Origin of the sequence: Paracoccus sp. NBH48 (assembly GCF_015390265.1) — a bacterium.
GTDB lineage: Bacteria > Pseudomonadota > Alphaproteobacteria > Rhodobacterales > Rhodobacteraceae > Paracoccus > Paracoccus marcusii.
Window position 1 is genome coordinate 213999 of record NZ_VUOJ01000001.1, and the last position, 18285, is coordinate 232283.

The window sequence follows — 18285 nt, forward strand, 5'->3', positions numbered from 1 at the left end:
GGATCCTCATCACTTGGGAAGGGTCGCGGCGGCGATGACCGCCGGGTCGCGGGCCAGGCGCATCAGCGCCCGGTCGATCAGGCCGGGACGCAGGCGTTGGAGGGCCACGAACAGCCGCTCGCGCGAGGCGGGCATCTGTTCGCGCCGACGCGCCGCGATGGCGCGCCAGGCATGGGCCGCGACGGCGTCCGGGCTGTCCAGGGTCATCGCCATCGGCCCGATCAGCGCGTCGAAGCCCTGTGCCGCATCGGTCCGCGTCGCGCGCGGCGCCAGATAGGTGACGGCGATGCCGCGCGGGGCCAGCTCGCGCCGCAGCGCGTCCGACCAGCCCCGCAGCGCGAACTTGGACGCGGAATAGAGGGCGAAATACGGAAACCCGATATCGCCGAAGACTGACCCCACGTTCACGACCTGCCCCCGGCTGGCCGTCAGCGCGCCCAGCAGGTCGCGGGTCAGCGCCATGGGCGCGGCCAGGTTCACCGCCAGCGTGGCCGCGATCTGCGTGTCGTCGGCGGTGTCGGCGGCGCCCGAGGGCACCATGCCCGCATTGTTGATCAGGATGTCCAGACCGGTTCCGGCCACCGCCTGCGCGATGGCGGCGCGGCCGTCGGGGGTGGTCACATCCGCAGGCAGGACCAGCGCGTCGCGCAGCCCCGCCGCGGTCTGTTCCAGCGGTCCTGCGCGGCGGCCGACCAGGATCACGCCGTGGCCCTGGCGGTCAGCCTGGACAGCCAAGGCCCGCCCGATGCCCGACCCGCCGCCGGTGATCAGGACCCTCATGCCGCCACCCCTGCATTGGCCGCCGCGGAACCGGGCAGCGGCACCAGCAGCGCCCCCGGACAGCGGGCGATGCGCGCGGCCACCTGCCGGTCGGCGGTGCCCGAGGCGCGGATCAGCCCGGCCTCGCGCGGGTCGGCAAAGACCAGCGTGTCGGGGCGGGCGTAGTCGGGCAGGGCGGCCAGCCGCGCCGTCAGCGCCGCCATGTCGGGGCTGCCCGTGGCGGCCAGCACCAGCATCAGCCGGTCGTCCCCGGTTAGGATCAGGGCGGCGGCGGGGATGGCCGGATCGGCCAGGGCCGCGGCCTCGACCCATTCGGGCGCGATGTTGCGCCCCGAGGCGCGCAGGATCATCGCGTCGCGCCGCCCCAGCATCGTCAGCCGCCCATTCGTCAGCTGGCCCAGATCGCCGGTCCGCCACGGTCCGCGATGGGGTGCATGGCCCAGATAGCCCGACATCACGGCGAGGCCGTCGACCACGATCTCTCCATCCTCGATGCGCAGGTCCACGCCCTCCAGGGGCACCATCGCCGTGCCGCCCGCAGGCGTCATGGCCACGACCGATGACGCCTCGGAGAGGCCGTAGCCCTCGGCCACGGGCAGGCCCAGGGCACGCGCCTCGGCCAGCAGCGCCGGAGAGACCGGCGCGCCGCCCACCGCGATGTAGCGCAGGCTGTCGGGCGCCTGCGCGCCCTGCCGCAGGGCCGCGACCCACAGCGTCAGCTGGCGCGGGGCCAGCACGGTGACGGTCGGGCGGCAGGCGGCGGCCGCGCGCGCCAGGGCGGTGCCGTCGCCGGTGAAGAGGCAGGCCGTGCCCTCGGCCAGGATGACCGTCTCGGCGCCGGTCAGCACGGGCACGAAGATGCCGCAGATCTGCTCCAGCAGCTGCGACAGCGGCAGGACAGACAGATAGCGGTCGCGCGGGTCGGCCGCGATCGCCGCCGCCAGCGCGCCGGTCTGGGCGGTCAGCTGGCGGTCACCCAGCACGACCCCCTTGGGCCGTCCCGTCGTCCCGGAGGTATAGATCACCCGGTCCGCTCCCCCGGCATAGGCCAGTGGCATCGACGCGTCCGATCGCGGCAGGCGGTCGATCAGCACGGCGCCGGAATCGGCCAGCAGGTGACCCACCTGCCCGGCCGAGAAGAAGCCCGGCACCGGCACCACGCGGCACCCGGCCAGGGTCGCGGCCAGATCGGCGATGACATAGTCCAGCCCGGCAAGGCGCAGGCCCACCGTGCGGGGGCCGTCGGCAAAGCCCGCGGCGGCGCGACCGACGGCCTGGGCAAGACCTGCCCAGGTGATGTGGCGTTCGCCGTCGCGAAAGGCGGTGGCACCGGGACGCTGGCGGGCATGGCGGGCGAGGGCGTCGAAGATCGGTGTCATCGGGCGGCTACCTTGCTGAGGGGGCGGGGCATGAAGCGCAGCGGTTCGGACCGTTCGGCCAGCGCGCAGACCCAGGGGTCGGTGTCGTAATAGCGGCCCCAGCAGGCCGCATCCGGCAGGCATTCGGCCCGCGCAGGTGCCAGCGCCAGCAGCGGCACGCCGGTCCGCCGCAGCATCGCGACCAGCGCGGCGGTGGCGGTGAACAGGCCCCAGCTTTTGCCCTGCAGGCGGCCCTCGGCGGCGATGGCCTCGATCAGGGGCAGGGTGGCGATGGGGCGGGGGCAGGCCATCGACACGACCTCCAGGATGTCGTCGTCGTGAACCGCACGGCCGCTGCGTTCGGACAGCAGCTGCGCCACCGGCCGGTCCAGATAGACCTGTGAAAAGAACCCCGCCGCCGCATCGCGCAGGCCCGCCGCCCCCAGCACCGCGCCCGAGGCCGACCGCGCCACTGCTAGGGGGACCGCGGGCAGGGTCATGCGGGCGTCGAAGGCGTCATGGAAATGGCCTTCGATCATCAGGGCCGCGGCCTGCCAGCCGGGGTCCAGGGGCTGCAGGATCTGCATGTGCATGGCATGGTCGGACAGGTGGCGCAGTGCATGCATGGTGGGGCCTTTGCGTGGTTCGTGCCCCTGATCTGGCGGGCAAAGCTTGCAGCAGGCTTACAGACAGGGATGCCATCATCACGACGCCGTGAGGCGCTCTTTTCCGTTGATCCGGGTCCCCCGTCCCGCCATGTCTTGGCGGAACGAAGGGAAATCGGATGCGTGTGCTGCTGATTGAAGACGAGGCCGATATCGCCGATGCGCTGGTCCGGTACCTGCGGGCGCAGGGTCATGCGGTCGATCACGCGCCGGACCTGGACACCGCGCGCGCGGCCTTGGAGGTTGCGGGCTTTGACGCGATCCTGCTGGACCTGGCGCTGCCGGACGGGTCCGGGCTGGTGCTGCTGCGCGAGCAGCGCCATCGCGGCAACCGCGTGCCGGTGATCATCGCCACCGCGCGCGACCAGATCACCGAACGCATCGCCGGGCTGGATGCGGGCGCGGACGATTACGTCGTCAAACCCTATGACCTGGCCGAGATCGAGGCGCGCCTGCGCGCCAATGCCCGCCGTGCATCGGGCGATCCGGCGACGGAAAGCCGGCTTGGCGGGTTGCGGGTGGACCGCGCCGGAGCCCGCCTGTTCAAGGGCGAGGCCGAGATCCGCCTGACCTCGCGCGAATGGGCGCTGTTCGACGCACTGCTGTCCGCGCGGGGCAGGGTGCTGTCCAAGCAGGTGCTGGAGGATCGCCTCTATGCCTTCGACGACGCCATCGAGGGGAACGCGGTCGAAGTCTATGTCTCGCGGCTGCGGGGCAAGCTGGGGGCCGATACGATCCAGACGCGGCGCGGCCTGGGATACCTGATCCCGTGACGCGGCCCTGGTCCCTGCGCGGCAGGCTGGTGCGCCGGGTCGTGCTGGGGGCCTGCGCCGCGTGGCTGGCGGGGGTGGCGCTGGCCGCGACGGTGATCTCTCACGAGATGTCCGAACTGATGGATGACAGCCTGGAGGCATCGGCCCGCCTGTCGCTGTCGCTGTACCGTGGCGCGGGTCAGGTCGGGACACTGGCCCCGGGCGACAGCGCGATCCGCATCATCGACGGGGGCCTGGCTGTGACCAACGCGCCCTGGGCGCCGGTCACCGCCGATGGCGGCCAGGACCTGCCCGGCTGGCGGGTGTTCCGCCTGGCCGATCCGGCGGGCGATCTGGTCGTCGAGGTCGGCCACACAACCGTCTGGCGCCGCGACGAGCTGCGCGAAAGCCTGACCTGGCTGGTGGGGCTGATGCTGCCGGTGCTGCTGGCCGCACCCTTGGCGATCCGCGGGGCGGTCGGGTCTGCGCTGCGGCCCGCGACGCGCTTCGCGGGCGAATTGCGCCGGCGGTCGGCCCAGGATCTGTCCCCCGTCGCGACCCCGGACCTGCCGATCGAACTGGACCCGATCCCGCAGGCGCTGAACGGCTATCTGGACACGATCCGCGCCCGGATCGATGCGGAACGCCAGTTCGCCACCAATGCCGCGCACGAGTTGCGCACGCCCATCGCCGCCGCGTCCGGCCAGGCGCAGCTGATCGCGGCGGGGCTGGCCGACGACGCGGCGGCGGGGCGGCTGGCGGCCGCGCTTTCCCGCATGGGCCACCTGGTCGAACGCCTGCTGCAGCTGTCGCGGGCCGAGGCGGGGGCGATGGGCGCGGGCCCGTGCGACCTGATCCGCGTGGCGCGGATGGTCATCGACGACATCGGCCAGCCGGTGATGTTCGACGACGGAGAGATGACGCAGGCCCCGGTGGCCGTCGATCCCGACGCGCTGGCGCTGATCCTGCGCAACCTGCTGTGCAACGCGGTCGACCACGGGACGGGGGACCTGCGGGTGCTGATTTCGGCGGGGCCGGCGTTGACGGTCAGCAATGCGGTCGGGCCGGGCGCGGCCTTTCGCCATGCGACCTTCGACAAGGGCGCGGGGTCGCAGGGTGCCGGGCTGGGCCTGGCCATTGTGACGCGCATGGCCGCGGCCCACGGGATTGCGATGCGCTATGCGATGACCGACACACGCGCCCGCGTCACGCTGGATTTCGGGCCGGGGCCGGATGCCTGACGCCGCGCCCGGCGATGCGCATCAAGCGACCTTTTGTCTTTTGCGCGGGTCGGGCATATGCTGGCCCGATGGATCAGGGACAGACGGTGCCACAGCAGGATGAGGGCGATCAGGGGTCGGTGACCCCCGATCCCGCGGGCTCCATGCCCCCTGCACTGAAAAGCGACACGCGGCAGACCAACTGGCGCCGCGCCAACCTGCTGAAATACAGCGCCCATCTGGCGGTGCAGCGGGCGCTGGCCTCGGGGCAGCTGCAAAAGCGGCCCTGCGAGGTCTGCGGCGCAGAGACGGTTGATGCCCATCACGACCACTATGACCAGCCGCTGGCCGTGCGCTGGCTGTGCCGCACCCATCACGTCAAACTGCATCATTACGGCGAGGACATGTTCCCCATCGGCAACACGCCCCGGGACCAGGACTGAGGGACGGCCCCGCAGTGGGCCCGCGGCCCCGTCCGGGGTGTCCCAAAGTCCCCGGCTCCCGGGCTGCGGCCGTCACCAGGCGTCATAGGTCAGATACTTGCCCGACATCTCCAGCTTGACGCGGTCGCCCTTGGGGTTGGTCTCTCGGGTCACGGACATCTCTAAGTCGAGGTCGGACATGATGCCGGTGCCGAACTTCTCCTCGATCAGCGCCTTGATGGTGGGGCCATAGACGCCCACGATCTCGTCCAGGCGATAGAGGCCGGGGGTCCGTCGGCACCGCCTGGCTCCAGATCTTGGTGGGCGGTTCGGACAGCAGGTCGGCCGCATCGGCGGGCAGGTCCAGCGCGGCGACCAGCGCCTGCGCCTTGTCGGCGGGAAAGGCCTTCATGCCCATGCAGGCCGAATGCGTGAACACCGGCGACATGCCGATGCGCTGGGCGATCCCCTCCCAGGACAGGCCCCGGGCCTTTCTGGCGGCCAGGATGAGAGAGGTCACGTCCTCGCGGGTCAGCGTGGGTGCAATCTGGTCTTTCATGGTCATCTCCTTGGGGTGAAGGGGGTTACAGGCCCAGGTCAGTCAGGCCAGGATGATCGGCAGGGCGCGGCCCTTGCGGCCAGCGGAACAGGCGGTCGGCATCGCCGATGGCGACGTCGTTGATCGAGGTGTGGCGTGCGGCCATTAGGTCGTCCGCGTCGAACCGTCATTTCTCGTTGCCGTGGGACCGAAACCACCGGCCAGCGACATCGTGCCATTCATAGCAAAACCGGACCGCGATGCGGTCGGTGGCGGGGCACCACAACGCCTTGATCAGCCGATAGTCCTTTTTGGCCTGCCACTTGCGGGCCAAGAACGCCTGCACCTGGTCGCGGCCATGCAGGAAGTCGGACCGGTTCAGCCAGACGGTGTCGGGCGTATAGGCCATCGCGACGCGGTCCGGATCGCGGCCGTTCCACGCGTCCTCGGCCATGCGGACCATGAGGATCGCGTCTTCGCGCGAGAAGGGCGGCACCGGCGGGCGGGTCATTCGGCGATGGCCCGCAGATGCGCCGGGACCGGTCCGGTCAGGTCGATGCGCACCGGATTGGGGCGTTGCGCCGCCCCGCCCAAGGCCTGTCCCGCCAGTTCCATCGACCGCCTGCCCAGGAATTGCACCAGGTGGTTGCGGATCGGATAGTAGTTCGGGTGATCGACGATGTCGGTGCGCGCGTGTGACCGCGGGAGGGTGACCTGGACCGATTCCGCCACCCGGGCAAAGGGCCCGTTCGTCGTCAGCAGGATGCAGTCGGCCAGCAGGATCGCCTCGTCGATGTCATGGGTGATCATGAAGACGGTCTGGTTGGTGCCGCCCCAGATCTTCAGCAGCTCGTCCTGGATTGTGCCGCGGGTCAGCGCGTACAGCGCGCCGAACGGCTCGTCCAAGAGCAGCAGCTTGGGGTGGTTGGCAAAGGCGCGGGCAATGGACACGCGCTGGCGCATGCCGCCCGACAGTTGGCTGGGCTTGCGGTGGATCGCCTGCGCTCAGCCCGACCATCGACAGGTCCCGGGTCGCGACCTCATCGACCTGTGCGCGCGTCCAGTGGGAATGGCGGGCGCGCACCCCGAAGCGGACATTGCCAAGCGCGGTCAGCCACGGCAGCAGCGCGTAGTTCTGGAAGACCACGCCGCGCTACAGGCTGGGGCCGGAACTCTCGGCCCCGTCCATGGTCACGACGCCGGAGGTGGGCTGCGCCAAGCCCGGCAAGATGTTCGTGATCGTCGATTTTCCGCAGCCCGAATGGCCCAGGATCACCACGAATTCGCCTCTGTCTATTCTGGCGGGGCGGTGATGACGGATGCCCAGATGCGCATCCTGGCCCGCGACACCGTGCTGAACGCCATGCGCGAGGCGGGCGGCAGGGTGTCGGGTCGCGACGGCACCGCGGCCCTGCTGGGCGTTGCGGCCACGACGCTGTATTCGCGGCTGGCCAAGTACGGCGTGCTGGAGGCCGAGTGGGCGACCCCCCGCGGTCCTGACCAGCCTGCCCAAGGACCGGCACCGCGGCCCTGATGGCGCGTGATCATCCAATCCCCGGTAGGCCCCAACGAACCGCAGGGCGGGCAGGAGCATCATGGGGACATGGCACTGATGGCTGCCAGCCGGTTCAGGATGTCGGGCCGCGCAAGTGTGCCGGCCGTCAGCCCGCTCTCAAGGTCGCTCAGGGCATCGCGCAATTCGGACAGGCCCAGCAGCGCCACGGACCCGGCCATCCGATGGGCCAGATGCGCCGCGTCCGACAGGGTCGCCGGATCGGCCGTCAGGTCATCCAGCCGGGCCAGCCCGTCGTGGAACTCAGACAAAATGCGGTTCAGCATCCTGTCGGCATGCTCCGCCCCGATGTTGCCGGCCAGATGGCGCCGGGCGGCGTCCCTGGCCGGGGACGCGCCGTGCATGGTCGCGACGCGATCCAGCAGGGGGTCCAGGGCCTGGAAGGACAGCGGCTTTGTCAGCGTGGCCGACATGCCCGCCGCCTGGAACCGGTCCTGATCCGCGGGCCGGGCATGGGCCGTCAGGGCGATGATCGGCGTGGCGACGTTCGGGCCTTGCGCGCGGATCCGCGTCGCGGCGGTGATGCCGTCCATGCGGGGCATGCTGATGTCCATGAAGATCAGGTCGAACCGCTGCGCCAGCGCGGCATCCACGCCCTGTTGCCCGTCCACGGCCTCGACGATGTCGCAGTTGCGGGCATGCAGCATCTCGCGGACGACCATTCGGTTGACCTCGTTGTCCTCGACCACCAGCACGCGGCGCCGGGGACCGGGCGCGGGGGGCGCAGGGCGGGCGGGGGTTGTCACCGGGGGCGGCAGCGGCTGGTCGGCCAGCGGCACCGTCAGGATGAAGCAGGCGCCCTGTCCGATCGCGCTCTCCACGCGGATGTCGCCGTCCATCAGCCGGGTCAGGCGGCGCACGATGCCAAGGCCCAGGCCCGTCCCCTCGACCGTGCGGCGGAACGACGGGTCGAGGGTCACGAACTCCTGGAAGATGCGTGCGTGATCCTCGGGGGCGATGCCGATGCCGGTGTCATGCACGCGGAATTCGACCAGACCGCGCTGTCGCCGGTCGATGGTGACGGTGATGCGGCCGCCTTCGGTGAACTTGATGGCATTGCCGATCAGGTTCATCAGGATCTGCGTCAGGCGCGCCGGATCGCCAAGGACAGGGCAGGCCGCGTCCCCGATCATCTGCGCCGACAGCGTATTGCCGCGCTGCCGCGCCCGCGCCTGCAGCGCCTCCAGAAGGTCCAGCACCAGCCTGTGCGGGTCGAAGGCGACCTGCTCCAGCGGCATCGCCCCCGCATCGGCCCGCGCGATGTCCAGGACCGAGTTGACATGCCCCAGCAGCAGGGCGCCCGATTGGGCCATGACCTCGGCATAGCGGCGCTGCTGCGGGTTCAGCGGGGTGGCGGACAGCAGGTCCAGCGTGCCCAGCAGGCCGTTCAGGGGGGTCCGCATCTCGTGGCTCATGACGGTCAGCATCTCGTCCTTGGCACGCTCTCCGGCGACGGCGCGGTCGCGGGCGCGGATCAACTCGTCAGCCTCCTGCACCTGGCGGGTGACGTCGCGCACGAAGGCGATCATGACCGGCCCCCGTTCGCTGGGCGCGCGGGCGACGGTGACCTCGATGGGAAAGATCTCGCCTGACTTGCGCATCGCCGTGGCCCGGACCGGACGGCCCGGATCGGTGGCCGGTGTGGAGATGTCGGCCAGGAACCCCCGCACCTCGGCGCGGGCGGCCTCGGGGACGATCAGGGTCAGCATGTCGGCGCCCAATGCCTCTTCCGCACCATAGCCATAGATACGCTGCGCGGATTCGTTGAAATCCAGGATGCGGCCGTCGGTGTCGGCCACGACGATGGCGTCGTGGGATGTGGCGATCACCGTGCGCAGCCGTGCGTGCGTCGTGGCGATCCGTGCCGCCTGGCGCCGTGCGCGGTCCGCCATGACCGCAAGCGCCGCGACCACCAGCGTCACCGCCACGACCATCATCCCGACAAGCAGGGCCAGGTCGTGCATGGCCGCGGACACCTGTTCGCGCTGGCGGTCGGACTGCCCCGAGAACAGCCGCACACCCTCCAGCGACGCGGACCGCACCACCGGGCGCAGGGCCGCGACCCGGGCCTGCAGCGTGGGCAGCGCGTCGCGCAGCCGGTCGTCGGACCCGTCGATCAGCGGCACGATGGCGTCCAGCGCGGCCTCTGTCTGGTCCAGCCTGCGGCGGCCGGGGTCGTCCTGACGCAGGGTCTGGAACACGCGTCCGGTCGTCAGCGTCCGCATGCGGGAATAGAGGATGTCGAACCGCGTCCTGACCTCGGCCAGCATCGCGGGGTCGCCGGGCTGCGCGCGGGCGTCGCCGACCGCGACCAGCAGGGCCAGCAGCTCGACCTCTGACTGGGCCAGCGACCACTGGATGCTGTCTGAATTCGCGGTGGCAAGCTGGTCGATCTGGCGCCGCGCATCGGCGCTGACGACCCAGACCACGAACCCGCACACGGCGATCGAGACCGTCAGGACGGCCACCGCGACCTGCAGCCGGGTGCGGATGGCGCTCATGGCACCGGGGCGGTGCTGAGACGGTTGAGCTGCCAGATGCTGCGGGAGTAGATCACCTCGGTCTGGTACTGCCGGTCGGCGTCATAGGGATAGACGATCCACAGCGGCCCCTTGTCGCGAACCGACATCTCGCGACCGTCCATCAGATAGGCCACCAGGGGCACGTCCGGGCCGATCTCGGCCAGGGGTATGCTGATGGCATAGTCGTTGATCGCGGTCGCCGACACCTCTCCTGTGCTGCCGGGGCCGGTGGCGATGCCGGCATCCGCCAGGATGCGGGCCAGCGGGACGCCGGTGAAGCCGTGCACCCCTTCGGTCCAGACGGTCGAGGTGCGGATTTGCACCTCGCCCAGGGCCTGCAACGCCGGCAGGTCATAGCTGCGCGACCCGTCCGGACCGTCGACGCTGAGAAGGGCCGCCTCCTGTGCCAGAGCCGGCCCGGCCAGGGCAAGGGCGGCGGACAGAAGGGTGCCGTGGAGAAATGTGCGAACCATGAGGGTATCCCGATGCAGTCTGGCGATCATGGTCGGAAATGTCGCATGGACGACACAGACGCGCACGACATCATTCGTATCGGACGCTATACGAACGGATAGTCCGGTTGTATCCTTTGGCACAGACGGGCAGGCCATGCGGATACGGGCGGATCGAAGACCTCCGATCATCGGGTATCACGGACCCCGGCAACACAGGCTAGCATGTCTGGCTTGCCGCGTAAGAGGTGAAGTCGTGAAAATTTTACTGGCTGATGACCATGACCTGATCCGAGAGACCCTGGTCCTGTATCTGGGTGCGCAGATCGATGCCTATGTCGTCGAGGTCGGCGATGTCGCCGGCGCGGAACGGGCGATCGCGCAGGCGGGGGACGTTCCCTTCGATCTGGCGCTGCTGGATTACGACATGCCGGGGATGGACGGGCTGGCGGGACTGGCCGTGATCCGCGGCCTGATGGATCCACGCCCCGTCGCGATCCTGTCGGGGACCGCCTCGCGCAGCGTGGCGCGGGACGCGATGGCGGCGGGGGCGCGGGGCTTTCTGCCCAAGACGATGAACGCGCGGTCGCTGGCCGCGGCCGTGACCTTCATCGCGTCCGGAGAGATCTTCGTGCCCTACGGCTATCTGGAACAGGACGACCACGCCCCCGCGGGCGAATTGACCGCACGCGAGACCCAGGTCCTGCGCGGCCTGACCGAGGGGCGGTCGAACAAGGATATCGGGCGGCTGCTGGGCCTGCAGGAGGTCACGGTCAAGCTGCACGTCAAGACCCTGTGCCGCAAGCTGGACGCCAGGAACCGCACCCAGGCCGCGATGATCGCCCGCGACCGCAAGATGATCACCTGATCTGACCTGACGAACGATCCGTTGCCGGACGACCCCGCCGCAGGCGGGCTGTCCGGTCCTGTCCGGGCCGCACCTGTCGGTGCCGGTCGCAGGACTTCCCATGCCATCCTTACCAGAGACGGGGCCGCACATGCGTGACTTGACGATCGATCATCCCGACCACCCCATGGCCGCCGACCGCGGCATGTTCCGCATCACCCGCCCCGCAGCGGGCCGCAGCTGCGAGATCCGCCTGCGGACCGGGCGCCTGACCGCGACGAACGCCACCGCCTTTCGCGACCAGGTCTATGACCTGATCGACCAAGGCGAGGATCGGCTGGTCGTCGACCTTGCCGCCGTCGATTTCATAGACAGCACCGCCATCAGCGCATTGGTGGGCGTGCTCAAGCGCCTGGGCATGCGCGGAGAGATCGTGCTGTGCGGCCTGTCGGGCAGCGTCGCGGGCATGTTCCGCATCACCCGCATGGACAAGGTCTTTCCGGTCTTCGCCGATTGCGCCGCGGCATCGGCGGCATTGCGGGGGCGGTCGTGATGACCCGGTCCCTGCGCATCGCGGTGCCGCTGCTGGCGCTGCTGCTGCCGTTCCAGGCCGCGGCCCAGGACGGCCTGCTGCCGCAGGCGCTGCAACCGCTGGCCGGCCAGCAGGCAGAGCGGCCCGCGCCTCCCTTCGGCCGCCACGGCCCCCTGACCGAGCGCGAGATGGCGATGGCCCGCGCCGCCTGGAGCTATTTCGAGGCCGGGTTCCAGCCCGAGACGGGGCTGGTCAACGCGGTGGGCAGCTATCCGTCGACGACATTGTGGGACACTGCGTCCTATGTCAGCGCCCTGGTCGCGGCATACGAGCTGGGCATCATCGACAAGCGCGATTTCGACCGCCGGGCCACGCTGCTGATCGCCACGCTGCGCAATCTGGACCTGTATCGCGGAGAGGCGCCGAACAAGGTCTACAACACCAAGACCGGGCAGAAGGTGAACTATGCCAACGAACCCGGAGAGGTCGGGTTCTCGGTTCTGGACATGGGCCGCATGCTGGTCTGGCTGCGCATCCTGCGCGAACGCTATCCCTATCTGGCCAACGGCGTCGACAACGTGCCGCTGCGCTGGAACTTCTGCAACATCGTCAAGGATGACGGGCGGCTGTTCGGGTCTGTCGTGTCGGGCGACGGCGACACCCGCTATGTCCAGGAAGGCCGCCTGGGATACGAGGAATACGCGGCCAAGGGCTTTGCCCTTTGGGGGTTCGACGTGGCGGGCGCGCTGGAGCCCGCGCCGCTGGCCTATACCACGATCCACGACATCGACATTCCCTATGACGGCCGCGATCCGCGGGTCTTTCACAACCAGAACTATGTCCTGACCGAAAGCTATCTGCTGGACGGGCTGGAGATGGGCTGGGACATGCCCGCGGCAGACCCCGCGGGCCCCGGCGTCGCGTCGCAGGGCTGGCGGGCGGAATTCGCGCACCGGATCTTCCTGGTCCAGCAGCGGCGGTTCGAAAGCACCGGCATCATCACCGCGCGGTCGGAACACCAGGTCGAGGGGCAGCCCTATTTCGTCTATGACGCGATCTTCGCCGACGGCTATGCCTGGAACACGCTGGACCCAAGCGACGTCTATCAGCCCGACCGGGCGGCGGTATCCGCCAAGGCCGCGCTTGGCATGTGGGCGCTGTGGGACGTGCCCTACACCCAGCTGCTGTTCGACACCGTGGCCGACCTGTCCGAGGCCGATGGCGGATTTTTCGAAGGCCTGTACGAGAACGGCAACGGCGTCATCCCGCTGCAGACCGCGAACAACAACGGCATCATCCTGGCCGCGCTGCTCTACAAGGTGCAGGGGCCGATCCTGCAGTTCGCCAACCCGAACACGACGGTCTGGGACATTGCCTATTCCCAGACCGACATTCGCGCGAACAAGTGCCTGCCCGAGCCGATGCTGCGCGAGGTTCCCTGCTGCACCTGCGGAGATCTGCCGCCGCCGGTCCCGACCATCGCCGCCGCGGATTTCATCCTGTGCCGCCCGGTCGAGAGCGAGGACGGCATCGCCGCGACCGATTGCACCACCGGCCCGCAGGTCACGGCCAGGCCCGAACCGCGCGACGTGCTGCCGCGTCAGTGCCGCACCGCCGCGGTGCAGCCATGACCACGGGCCGGATGCTGTGGTTCGACGCGAACCGCGTCTGCGCCGCCGCGGGCGTGGTGCTGATCCACAGCACCACCGATTTCGCGGGTCGCCCGTTCCCCGATGCCGGCGTGGCGGAACGCGCGGTGCCCGTCCTGTTGCGCTCCATCGGAGAGTTCTCGGGGTCCGAGATGTTCTTCCTGTTCTCGCTGTTCCTGATGGCACTGCGAATCGACCGCCACAGGCCGCGCTATCGCGACGCGATCGCGACCCAGGCGCACAGGCTGCTGGTGCCCTTTGCGGTCTGGACGCTGCTCTATGCGCTGTTCCGCCTGATCAAGGCCGAGGCCTTCGGCTATGCCCCGCAATATCTGGCGCAGTTGTCCCAGATCAAGACCTGGGTCGCCTATCTGCTGTTGGGCAAGGCCCAGTACCACATGCATTTCCTGCCCACGCTGTTCGCGATCTTCCTGTTCTATCCGGTGATGCGGCTGGCCATGCGCTATCCGATGCTGGGGGTGCTGCTGGTCGCGACCCTGGGCGCGATGGACCATGCGCAGGGGTTTCTCTATGCGATCGACCTGGCGCCGCTGACGCGCGACTATCTGGTACGGGTCACCAAGGTCTGCGGTTATGTCGGCTATGGCCTGGCGGCCTTCGGTCTCTATTCGCTGTGGAAGGACGGCCTGCCGCGTGGAGAAAGCCGCCTGATCCGGCGCGGCGCGCTGTATCTGGTCCTGCTGGCCTATCTGGCGACGCTGCCCTTTTATGGCGGCGCCCTGCTGACGGGCAGCTTTCCGGTGCGGGCGGGCTGGGATTACTACGGCCACTTCCTGATGCCGCTGCTGGTCTTCTGCGCCTTTCTGAGCAGCCAGTACAGCGACTGGTCGCCCCGCTGGTCGGTCATGGCGCGCTATACGTTCGGCGTCTATCTTGTCCATCCCGCGGTCATCGACCTTTTCGACATCGCGCTGATCAAGGCGGATCTGGCGCCGTCGCCCGCCCTGCTGGTCGTGACGCGGTTCGCGGTGGTGCTTCCGGTGGCCTTCGGGCTGGCCGTGGCGATCGGCCGTCTGCCCGCCGTCGCCTGGACCATCGGCCTTGGCCCCACCCCCTGGGCCGCCCGCAAGGCGCGCCCGCAGCCCGGAGCGGTCCCGGCATGAGCATCCCGTATTACAGCGCCTTCGAGGATCGCATGCCGCCCGAACCTCTGCCTTACAATCCGCTGCGCGAGGCGCTGTGGCAGTTTCTGGCGGTCGTCACGCTGGTGATCGGCGGGTGGTACATCGCCTGGCGCTGGTCCTCCTCGCTGAACCCCGACGCACTTTGGTTCGCGGCCCTGCTGGCCTTGGCCGAAACGCTGGCCTATCTGGGCCTGATCCTGTTCGTCGCCAACCTGTGGCGCGATCAGCGGGTGACCTGCCCCGACGCGCCCGCGACGCGGGGCGAGGTCGATCCCGCGTCACCGGACCCGTCACTGCCGATCACCGTCGACGTGTTCTTTGCCACCTATGACGAGGATCCGGAGCTGGTCCGGCTTGGCCTGATCGACGCCAAGGCCATCGCCTATCCCCATCCGATCGACATCCGCATCCACGTGCTGGACGACGGCCGCCGCCCCGCCATGGCCGAGGTCGCGCGGCAGGAGGGCGTGGGCTACATCACCCGCGCCACGAACGAGGGGTTCAAGGCCGGCAACCTGCGCAACGCGATGGAGCAGACCTCGGGCGATTTCCTGCTGATCTGCGATGCGGACACGCGGCCGTTCCCGACGTGCCTGGCCCGCACCCTGGGCCATTTCCGCGACCCACGCCTGGCTTGGGTGCAGACGCCGCAATGGTTCTATGACCTGCCCGAAGGGCGCCGTCTGTCCCAGGTCCTGCAGGCCCGATGGGGCGCACGGGCCGGACGGGCAGGGCGCGCGGTCGAGCGGATCGTCGGCGAATGCCTCATCGGGCGCGATCCCTTGGCCAACGATCCGCAGATGTTCTATGACGTGATCCAGCGCCGCCGGAACCACGCCAACGCAGCCTTCTGCTGCGGCGCGGGGTCGATCCACCGGCGCGAGGCGGTGATGGAGGCCGCGCTGCGCGCCTTCGGGGCCAAGGTCGAACGCCGCGTGATCGAGGCCGAGGAGGAGATCACGCTGGAAACGCGGGAACGCGGCGTGGCCCCCGATCTTCTGGACGCGATCCGCACCCAGGCGGTCGGCACCGAGATCCTCAGCCCCTACCGCTTTCACGTGTCCGAGGACATCTATACCTCAATCGTGCTGCATGCCGACCGCGACCGCGGCTGGACATCGCTGCTGCACCCCTTCGTCGAGACGCGGATGCTGTCGCCCCAGGACCTGATCGGCTGGACCATCCAGCGGTTCAAGTATGCGGGCGGCAGCCTGGACATCCTGGTCAACGACAACCCGCTGTTCCGGCGCGGCCTGACCCTGCGCCAGCGCCTGATGTACGGGGCCACCTTCTATTCCTATCTGGGCGCCCTGTGGAACGTCGTGTTCCTGTTCGCGCCCACCGCCTATCTGTTCACCGGCATCTCGCCCGTGGCGGCCTATTCGTCGCAGTTCTTCCTGCATGTGGTGCCGTTCATCCTGTCGCTGGAACTGGCAATGATGGTGGGCACCTGGGGGATCGCGGGCCAGTCGGCCAAGGCCAGCTACCTGGCGTCGTTTCCCATCGGGCTCAGCGCGCTGTGGACCGTGCTGCGCGGCCGGCGCATCGCGTTCCGTGTCACGCCCAAGGACCGCCAGGCAGGCCGCTTCCTGCATCTGGTCCGCCCGCAGATCGCGGTCGTGGCGCTGACGGTGGCGGGCGTAGCCTGGGCGACGCTGGCGCTGTGGGCCCTGGATACCGGGCACACGGCGACCGGGGTCGTGACGAACGCCCTGTGGGGCCTGAACAACTGCATCGCCATGTCGGGCATCATCCGCGCCGCGCTGTGGCAGCCCGACCCATCAACCCCCGAGGAACCCTGATGCGCCTTCGTCAGAAACTGGTCCGCGCGCGCGGCCATATCGTCTTCATCCTGGGGGTCATCGGCGGCCTGATGGTCGTGACCTGGCTGGAGCAGGCCGGCCCTTCGGCCGCGGGGCAGGCCCCGGTCACGCCCCTGACCGCGATCGAGGCCGCGACGCCGCTGCCGCTGGCCATCCGCGGCGCCTCCAGCGCCGCCGACCTGGACCATGCCGCGATCGCCTGGACGTATTTCAGGAACAACACCGATCCGAACACCGGGCTGGTGCATTCGGTGGACGGCTATCCCTCGACCACCATGTGGGAAACGGGGTCCCTGATCGTGGCGATCGTCGCGGCCGAGCGTCTGTCGCTGATCGATGCCACCGAGGCAAAGGATCGGCTGGCCGCCATCCTGACCAGCCTGGACCGCCTGCCGCTGTTCCAGGACAGCCTGCCCAACAAGGCCTATGACACGCGGTCGCTGAAGATGGTCGATTACGCCAATCGACCCACCGATCTGGGTCTGGGCTGGTCGGCGCTGGACGTGGCGCGGCTGATGGCGGCCCTGGCCATCGCGCGCGCGGCCCATCCCGACATGGCCCCGGCCATCGCGGCCGCAACCGATGACTGGCGGCTGGACCGGATGGTCCGCGACGGACAGCTTTATGGTGCCAGCGTCGTGGACGCGGAGGTCCGCGAGAACCAGGAGGGGCGCCTGGGCTATGAACAATATGCCGCCAAGGCGATGATGCTGTCCGGGTTCGACATGGTGCGCGCCTATGATCCCGCCGACAGCGCCATAATCCAGCCCGTGATGGGGCAGGACATTCCCGTCGACACGCGCCTGCATCGTGGCCGCATCCCGGCCTTCGTCGTCAGCGAACCCTATCTGTTCGACGGGCTGGAATTCGGCTTTGACGCACGCTCGTCGCGCATCGCGTCCGCGGTCTATCTGGCTCAGCAGGCCCGCCATGACCAAACCGGCCATCTGACCGCGGTGACCGAGACGCATCTGGATGAGGCGCCGTTCTTTGCATATTCCACCGTCTGGGGCGGGGGCGCGCCATGGTCCGTCCTGACATTCCAGGGCGATCGGATCGACAGCCGCCGCACCTTGGCGACCAAGGCCGCCTTCGGCTGGGACGCGCTCTACGGCACCCCCTACACCGCACAGTTGATCGAGGCCGTGGTCCCCACCGCCGACCCCCGGCGCGGTTGGCCCGAGGGCATCTACGAGGTCGACGGCACCACCAACGCCTCGATCACGGCGAACACGAACGCCCTGGTCCTGGCGGCGCTGGCCTTCAAGGTCGCGGGTCCGCTGCTGCGGGGTGCGCCATGAAGGTGGTCCTGCTGATCCTTGCGCTGGCCTGGCCCGGCTGCGTGGCAGCGGCGCCCTGCGTCGGGGCGGCGCTGGACCGTTCCCTGCCGGGCGCCCTGGACGCGCGACAGGTCACCGCGGATGTGCCGACCGCGCGGTTTCCCGGCCTGTGGCAGCAGGGCCGTGTGGACGGGCTGACCTATCGGATCTTCGGTGACGGCACGGCGGTCCTGTCCGACGACCCGGGCGCACCGCGATGGCAGGTCCGGATCGAGTGCGCCGCCGCGACCTGCCGGACCACGGCGACCGGCGTGCCCGATGCGGGCGCCGATCGCATTGCCGATGCCCTGGGGCGCTGCCTGCTGGGACGGGACGTGACCGAGACCGATCTGCGGCGCGCCGCCCCGGCCTTTCTGACCGGTCTGTCCGATGACGGGCCGGATCGCGGGCGGTCTCTGCCCCCCGCCGCGGCGCTGGCCACGGCGGCGGGGCAGGCACCGCGCCGCGCGGTGGCGCGATGCATGCCCGACCCGGCGCTGTTCGGCGACACGCCGGCGCAGACGGCGCAGCGGATGCTGCTGGCTGCCGGGCAGGACCCCGGCCCGGATGACGGTGTCCTGGGTCCGCGCAGCCGGGCGGCGCTGCGGGCCGCGCTGGGGCCGGGGTCGGATGCGGATGTGCCGCACGCGATCCTCGCGCTGCTGGCCATGCGCTGCGGAGGCTGAGC

At 69.7% G+C, this 18285-nt stretch carries 20 protein-coding genes and 1 pseudogene; 11 read left to right on the forward strand and 10 right to left on the reverse strand.

The window, feature by feature from the left end:
• Window positions 1-9: 9 nt before the first annotated feature.
• The 3 genes from F1642_RS01005 to F1642_RS01015 are packed head-to-tail and all read right to left on the reverse strand — an operon-like array spanning window position 10 to window position 2764.
• The gene (locus F1642_RS01005) at window positions 10-780 is read right to left on the reverse strand and encodes an SDR family NAD(P)-dependent oxidoreductase (protein ID WP_194885226.1); all 771 of its coding nucleotides are present in this window, start codon (window positions 778-780) and stop codon (window positions 10-12) included.
• Window positions 777-2159 (reverse strand): AMP-binding protein, encoded by a 1383-nt coding sequence (locus F1642_RS01010; RefSeq protein ID WP_194885227.1) that lies wholly within the window; start codon window positions 2157-2159, stop codon window positions 777-779. Before F1642_RS01010 ends, F1642_RS01005 begins: the two co-directional genes overlap by 4 nt.
• A complete protein-coding gene (locus F1642_RS01015; RefSeq protein ID WP_194885228.1) occupies window positions 2156-2764 on the reverse strand; it encodes a thermostable hemolysin in 609 nt (202 codons plus the stop codon). Before F1642_RS01015 ends, F1642_RS01010 begins: the two co-directional genes overlap by 4 nt.
• A 158-nt stretch (window positions 2765-2922) precedes the next feature.
• Between F1642_RS01015 and F1642_RS01020 the strand changes: the two genes are divergently transcribed.
• From F1642_RS01020 to F1642_RS01030, 3 genes are all read left to right on the forward strand, one after another.
• Entirely contained in the window at window positions 2923-3576 is a 654-nt protein-coding gene (locus F1642_RS01020) for a response regulator transcription factor (protein ID WP_194885229.1), read from the forward strand.
• Window positions 3573-4796 carry a histidine kinase dimerization/phospho-acceptor domain-containing protein gene (locus tag F1642_RS01025; RefSeq protein ID WP_194885230.1) on the forward strand — a complete coding sequence of 408 codons (1224 nt, stop codon included), beginning with the start codon at window positions 3573-3575 and terminating at the stop codon, window positions 4794-4796. Before F1642_RS01020 ends, F1642_RS01025 begins: the two co-directional genes overlap by 4 nt.
• Window positions 4797-4882: 86 nt before the next feature.
• Entirely contained in the window at window positions 4883-5218 is a 336-nt protein-coding gene (locus F1642_RS01030) for a hypothetical protein (RefSeq protein WP_206692631.1), read from the forward strand.
• A 72-nt stretch (window positions 5219-5290) separates the two neighbouring features.
• On the opposite strand, the gene F1642_RS15190 is transcribed toward F1642_RS01030, so the two are convergent.
• The 5 genes and pseudogenes from F1642_RS15190 to F1642_RS16095 form a co-directional block, all read right to left on the reverse strand.
• Window positions 5291-5548, reverse strand: coding sequence for a hypothetical protein (locus tag F1642_RS15190; protein WP_255522027.1), 258 nt, complete (start codon window positions 5546-5548; stop codon window positions 5291-5293).
• 40 nt (window positions 5549-5588) lie between these two features.
• Window positions 5589-5762: pseudogene (locus F1642_RS16190) on the reverse strand (cyanate hydratase); the annotation flags it as partial.
• A 160-nt stretch (window positions 5763-5922) separates the two neighbouring features.
• Window positions 5923-6246, reverse strand: a complete 324-nt coding sequence (locus F1642_RS01040; RefSeq protein WP_370582735.1) for a DUF1348 family protein — start codon at window positions 6244-6246, stop codon at window positions 5923-5925.
• Window positions 6243-6698, reverse strand: coding sequence for an ATP-binding cassette domain-containing protein (locus F1642_RS16090; RefSeq protein ID WP_194885231.1), 456 nt, complete (start codon window positions 6696-6698; stop codon window positions 6243-6245). Before F1642_RS16090 ends, F1642_RS01040 begins: the two co-directional genes overlap by 4 nt.
• Window positions 6699-6888: 190 nt before the next feature.
• Complete coding sequence (locus F1642_RS16095; protein ID WP_370582736.1) at window positions 6889-7014, reverse strand: ATP-binding cassette domain-containing protein; 126 nt, start codon at window positions 7012-7014, stop codon at window positions 6889-6891.
• A 33-nt stretch (window positions 7015-7047) separates the two neighbouring features.
• Here F1642_RS16095 and F1642_RS15205 point away from each other — a divergent pair, with 33 nt between their 5' ends.
• Window positions 7048-7269 carry a hypothetical protein gene (locus F1642_RS15205; RefSeq protein WP_255522028.1) on the forward strand — a complete coding sequence of 74 codons (222 nt, stop codon included), beginning with the start codon at window positions 7048-7050 and terminating at the stop codon, window positions 7267-7269.
• Between the two features lie 59 nt (window positions 7270-7328).
• Here the strand turns inward: F1642_RS15205 and F1642_RS01055 are convergent, their stop codons facing one another.
• Both F1642_RS01055 and F1642_RS01060 read right to left on the reverse strand, forming a co-directional pair.
• Window positions 7329-9809, reverse strand: a complete 2481-nt coding sequence (locus F1642_RS01055; RefSeq protein ID WP_194885233.1) for an ATP-binding protein — start codon at window positions 9807-9809, stop codon at window positions 7329-7331.
• Window positions 9806-10303 (reverse strand): molybdopterin-dependent oxidoreductase, encoded by a 498-nt coding sequence (locus F1642_RS01060; protein WP_255522029.1) that lies wholly within the window; start codon window positions 10301-10303, stop codon window positions 9806-9808. Before F1642_RS01060 ends, F1642_RS01055 begins: the two co-directional genes overlap by 4 nt.
• A gap of 235 nt (window positions 10304-10538) precedes the next feature.
• Between F1642_RS01060 and F1642_RS01065 the strand changes: the two genes are divergently transcribed.
• From F1642_RS01065 to F1642_RS01095, 7 genes are all read left to right on the forward strand, one after another.
• Window positions 10539-11150: a response regulator transcription factor gene (locus F1642_RS01065; RefSeq protein ID WP_194885235.1), complete on the forward strand. Its 612-nt coding sequence runs from the start codon at window positions 10539-10541 to the stop codon at window positions 11148-11150.
• A 130-nt stretch (window positions 11151-11280) separates the two neighbouring features.
• On the forward strand, window positions 11281-11682 hold the full coding sequence (locus tag F1642_RS01070; protein ID WP_239441336.1) for an STAS domain-containing protein: 402 nt from the start codon (window positions 11281-11283) through the stop codon (window positions 11680-11682).
• The gene (locus tag F1642_RS01075; RefSeq protein ID WP_194885236.1) at window positions 11682-13292 is read left to right on the forward strand and encodes a DUF3131 domain-containing protein; all 1611 of its coding nucleotides are present in this window, start codon (window positions 11682-11684) and stop codon (window positions 13290-13292) included. Before F1642_RS01070 ends, F1642_RS01075 begins: the two co-directional genes overlap by 1 nt.
• Complete coding sequence (locus F1642_RS01080) at window positions 13289-14434, forward strand: acyltransferase (RefSeq protein WP_194885237.1); 1146 nt, start codon at window positions 13289-13291, stop codon at window positions 14432-14434. Before F1642_RS01075 ends, F1642_RS01080 begins: the two co-directional genes overlap by 4 nt.
• On the forward strand, window positions 14431-16257 hold the full coding sequence (locus F1642_RS01085) for a glycosyltransferase (RefSeq protein WP_194885238.1): 1827 nt from the start codon (window positions 14431-14433) through the stop codon (window positions 16255-16257). The genes F1642_RS01080 and F1642_RS01085 overlap by 4 nt, the downstream gene beginning before the upstream one ends.
• The gene (locus tag F1642_RS01090) at window positions 16257-17579 is read left to right on the forward strand and encodes a DUF3131 domain-containing protein (RefSeq protein ID WP_194885239.1); all 1323 of its coding nucleotides are present in this window, start codon (window positions 16257-16259) and stop codon (window positions 17577-17579) included. Before F1642_RS01085 ends, F1642_RS01090 begins: the two co-directional genes overlap by 1 nt.
• Window positions 17576-18283: a hypothetical protein gene (locus F1642_RS01095; RefSeq protein WP_194885240.1), complete on the forward strand. Its 708-nt coding sequence runs from the start codon at window positions 17576-17578 to the stop codon at window positions 18281-18283. Before F1642_RS01090 ends, F1642_RS01095 begins: the two co-directional genes overlap by 4 nt.
• Window positions 18284-18285: the final 2 nt, after the last annotated feature.

Excerpts from the sequence above, each read along its gene's own strand:
- F1642_RS01040 (WP_370582735.1), bottom strand. The coding sequence starts at position 6,246 with ATGACCCGCCCGCCGGTGCCGCCCTTCTCGCGCGAAGACGCGATCCTC.
- F1642_RS16090 (WP_194885231.1), bottom strand. The coding sequence starts at position 6,698 with ATGCGCCAGCGCGTGTCCATTGCCCGCGCCTTTGCCAACCACCCCAAG.
- F1642_RS01095 (WP_194885240.1), top strand. The coding sequence starts at position 17,576 with ATGAAGGTGGTCCTGCTGATCCTTGCGCTGGCCTGGCCCGGCTGCGTG.
- F1642_RS01080 (WP_194885237.1), top strand. The coding sequence starts at position 13,289 with ATGACCACGGGCCGGATGCTGTGGTTCGACGCGAACCGCGTCTGCGCC.
- F1642_RS01010 (WP_194885227.1), bottom strand. The coding sequence starts at position 2,159 with ATGACACCGATCTTCGACGCCCTCGCCCGCCATGCCCGCCAGCGTCCC.
- F1642_RS01090 (WP_194885239.1), top strand. The coding sequence starts at position 16,257 with ATGCGCCTTCGTCAGAAACTGGTCCGCGCGCGCGGCCATATCGTCTTC.
- F1642_RS01070 (WP_239441336.1), top strand. The coding sequence starts at position 11,281 with ATGCGTGACTTGACGATCGATCATCCCGACCACCCCATGGCCGCCGAC.
- F1642_RS15190 (WP_255522027.1), bottom strand. The coding sequence starts at position 5,548 with ATGCGGCCGACCTGCTGTCCGAACCGCCCACCAAGATCTGGAGCCAGG.
- F1642_RS01085 (WP_194885238.1), top strand. The coding sequence starts at position 14,431 with ATGAGCATCCCGTATTACAGCGCCTTCGAGGATCGCATGCCGCCCGAA.
- F1642_RS01060 (WP_255522029.1), bottom strand. The coding sequence starts at position 10,303 with ATGGTTCGCACATTTCTCCACGGCACCCTTCTGTCCGCCGCCCTTGCC.
- F1642_RS01020 (WP_194885229.1), top strand. The coding sequence starts at position 2,923 with ATGCGTGTGCTGCTGATTGAAGACGAGGCCGATATCGCCGATGCGCTG.
- F1642_RS15205 (WP_255522028.1), top strand. The coding sequence starts at position 7,048 with ATGACGGATGCCCAGATGCGCATCCTGGCCCGCGACACCGTGCTGAAC.
- F1642_RS01015 (WP_194885228.1), bottom strand. The coding sequence starts at position 2,764 with ATGCATGCACTGCGCCACCTGTCCGACCATGCCATGCACATGCAGATC.
- F1642_RS01005 (WP_194885226.1), bottom strand. The coding sequence starts at position 780 with ATGAGGGTCCTGATCACCGGCGGCGGGTCGGGCATCGGGCGGGCCTTG.
- F1642_RS01075 (WP_194885236.1), top strand. The coding sequence starts at position 11,682 with ATGACCCGGTCCCTGCGCATCGCGGTGCCGCTGCTGGCGCTGCTGCTG.
- F1642_RS01055 (WP_194885233.1), bottom strand. The coding sequence starts at position 9,809 with ATGAGCGCCATCCGCACCCGGCTGCAGGTCGCGGTGGCCGTCCTGACG.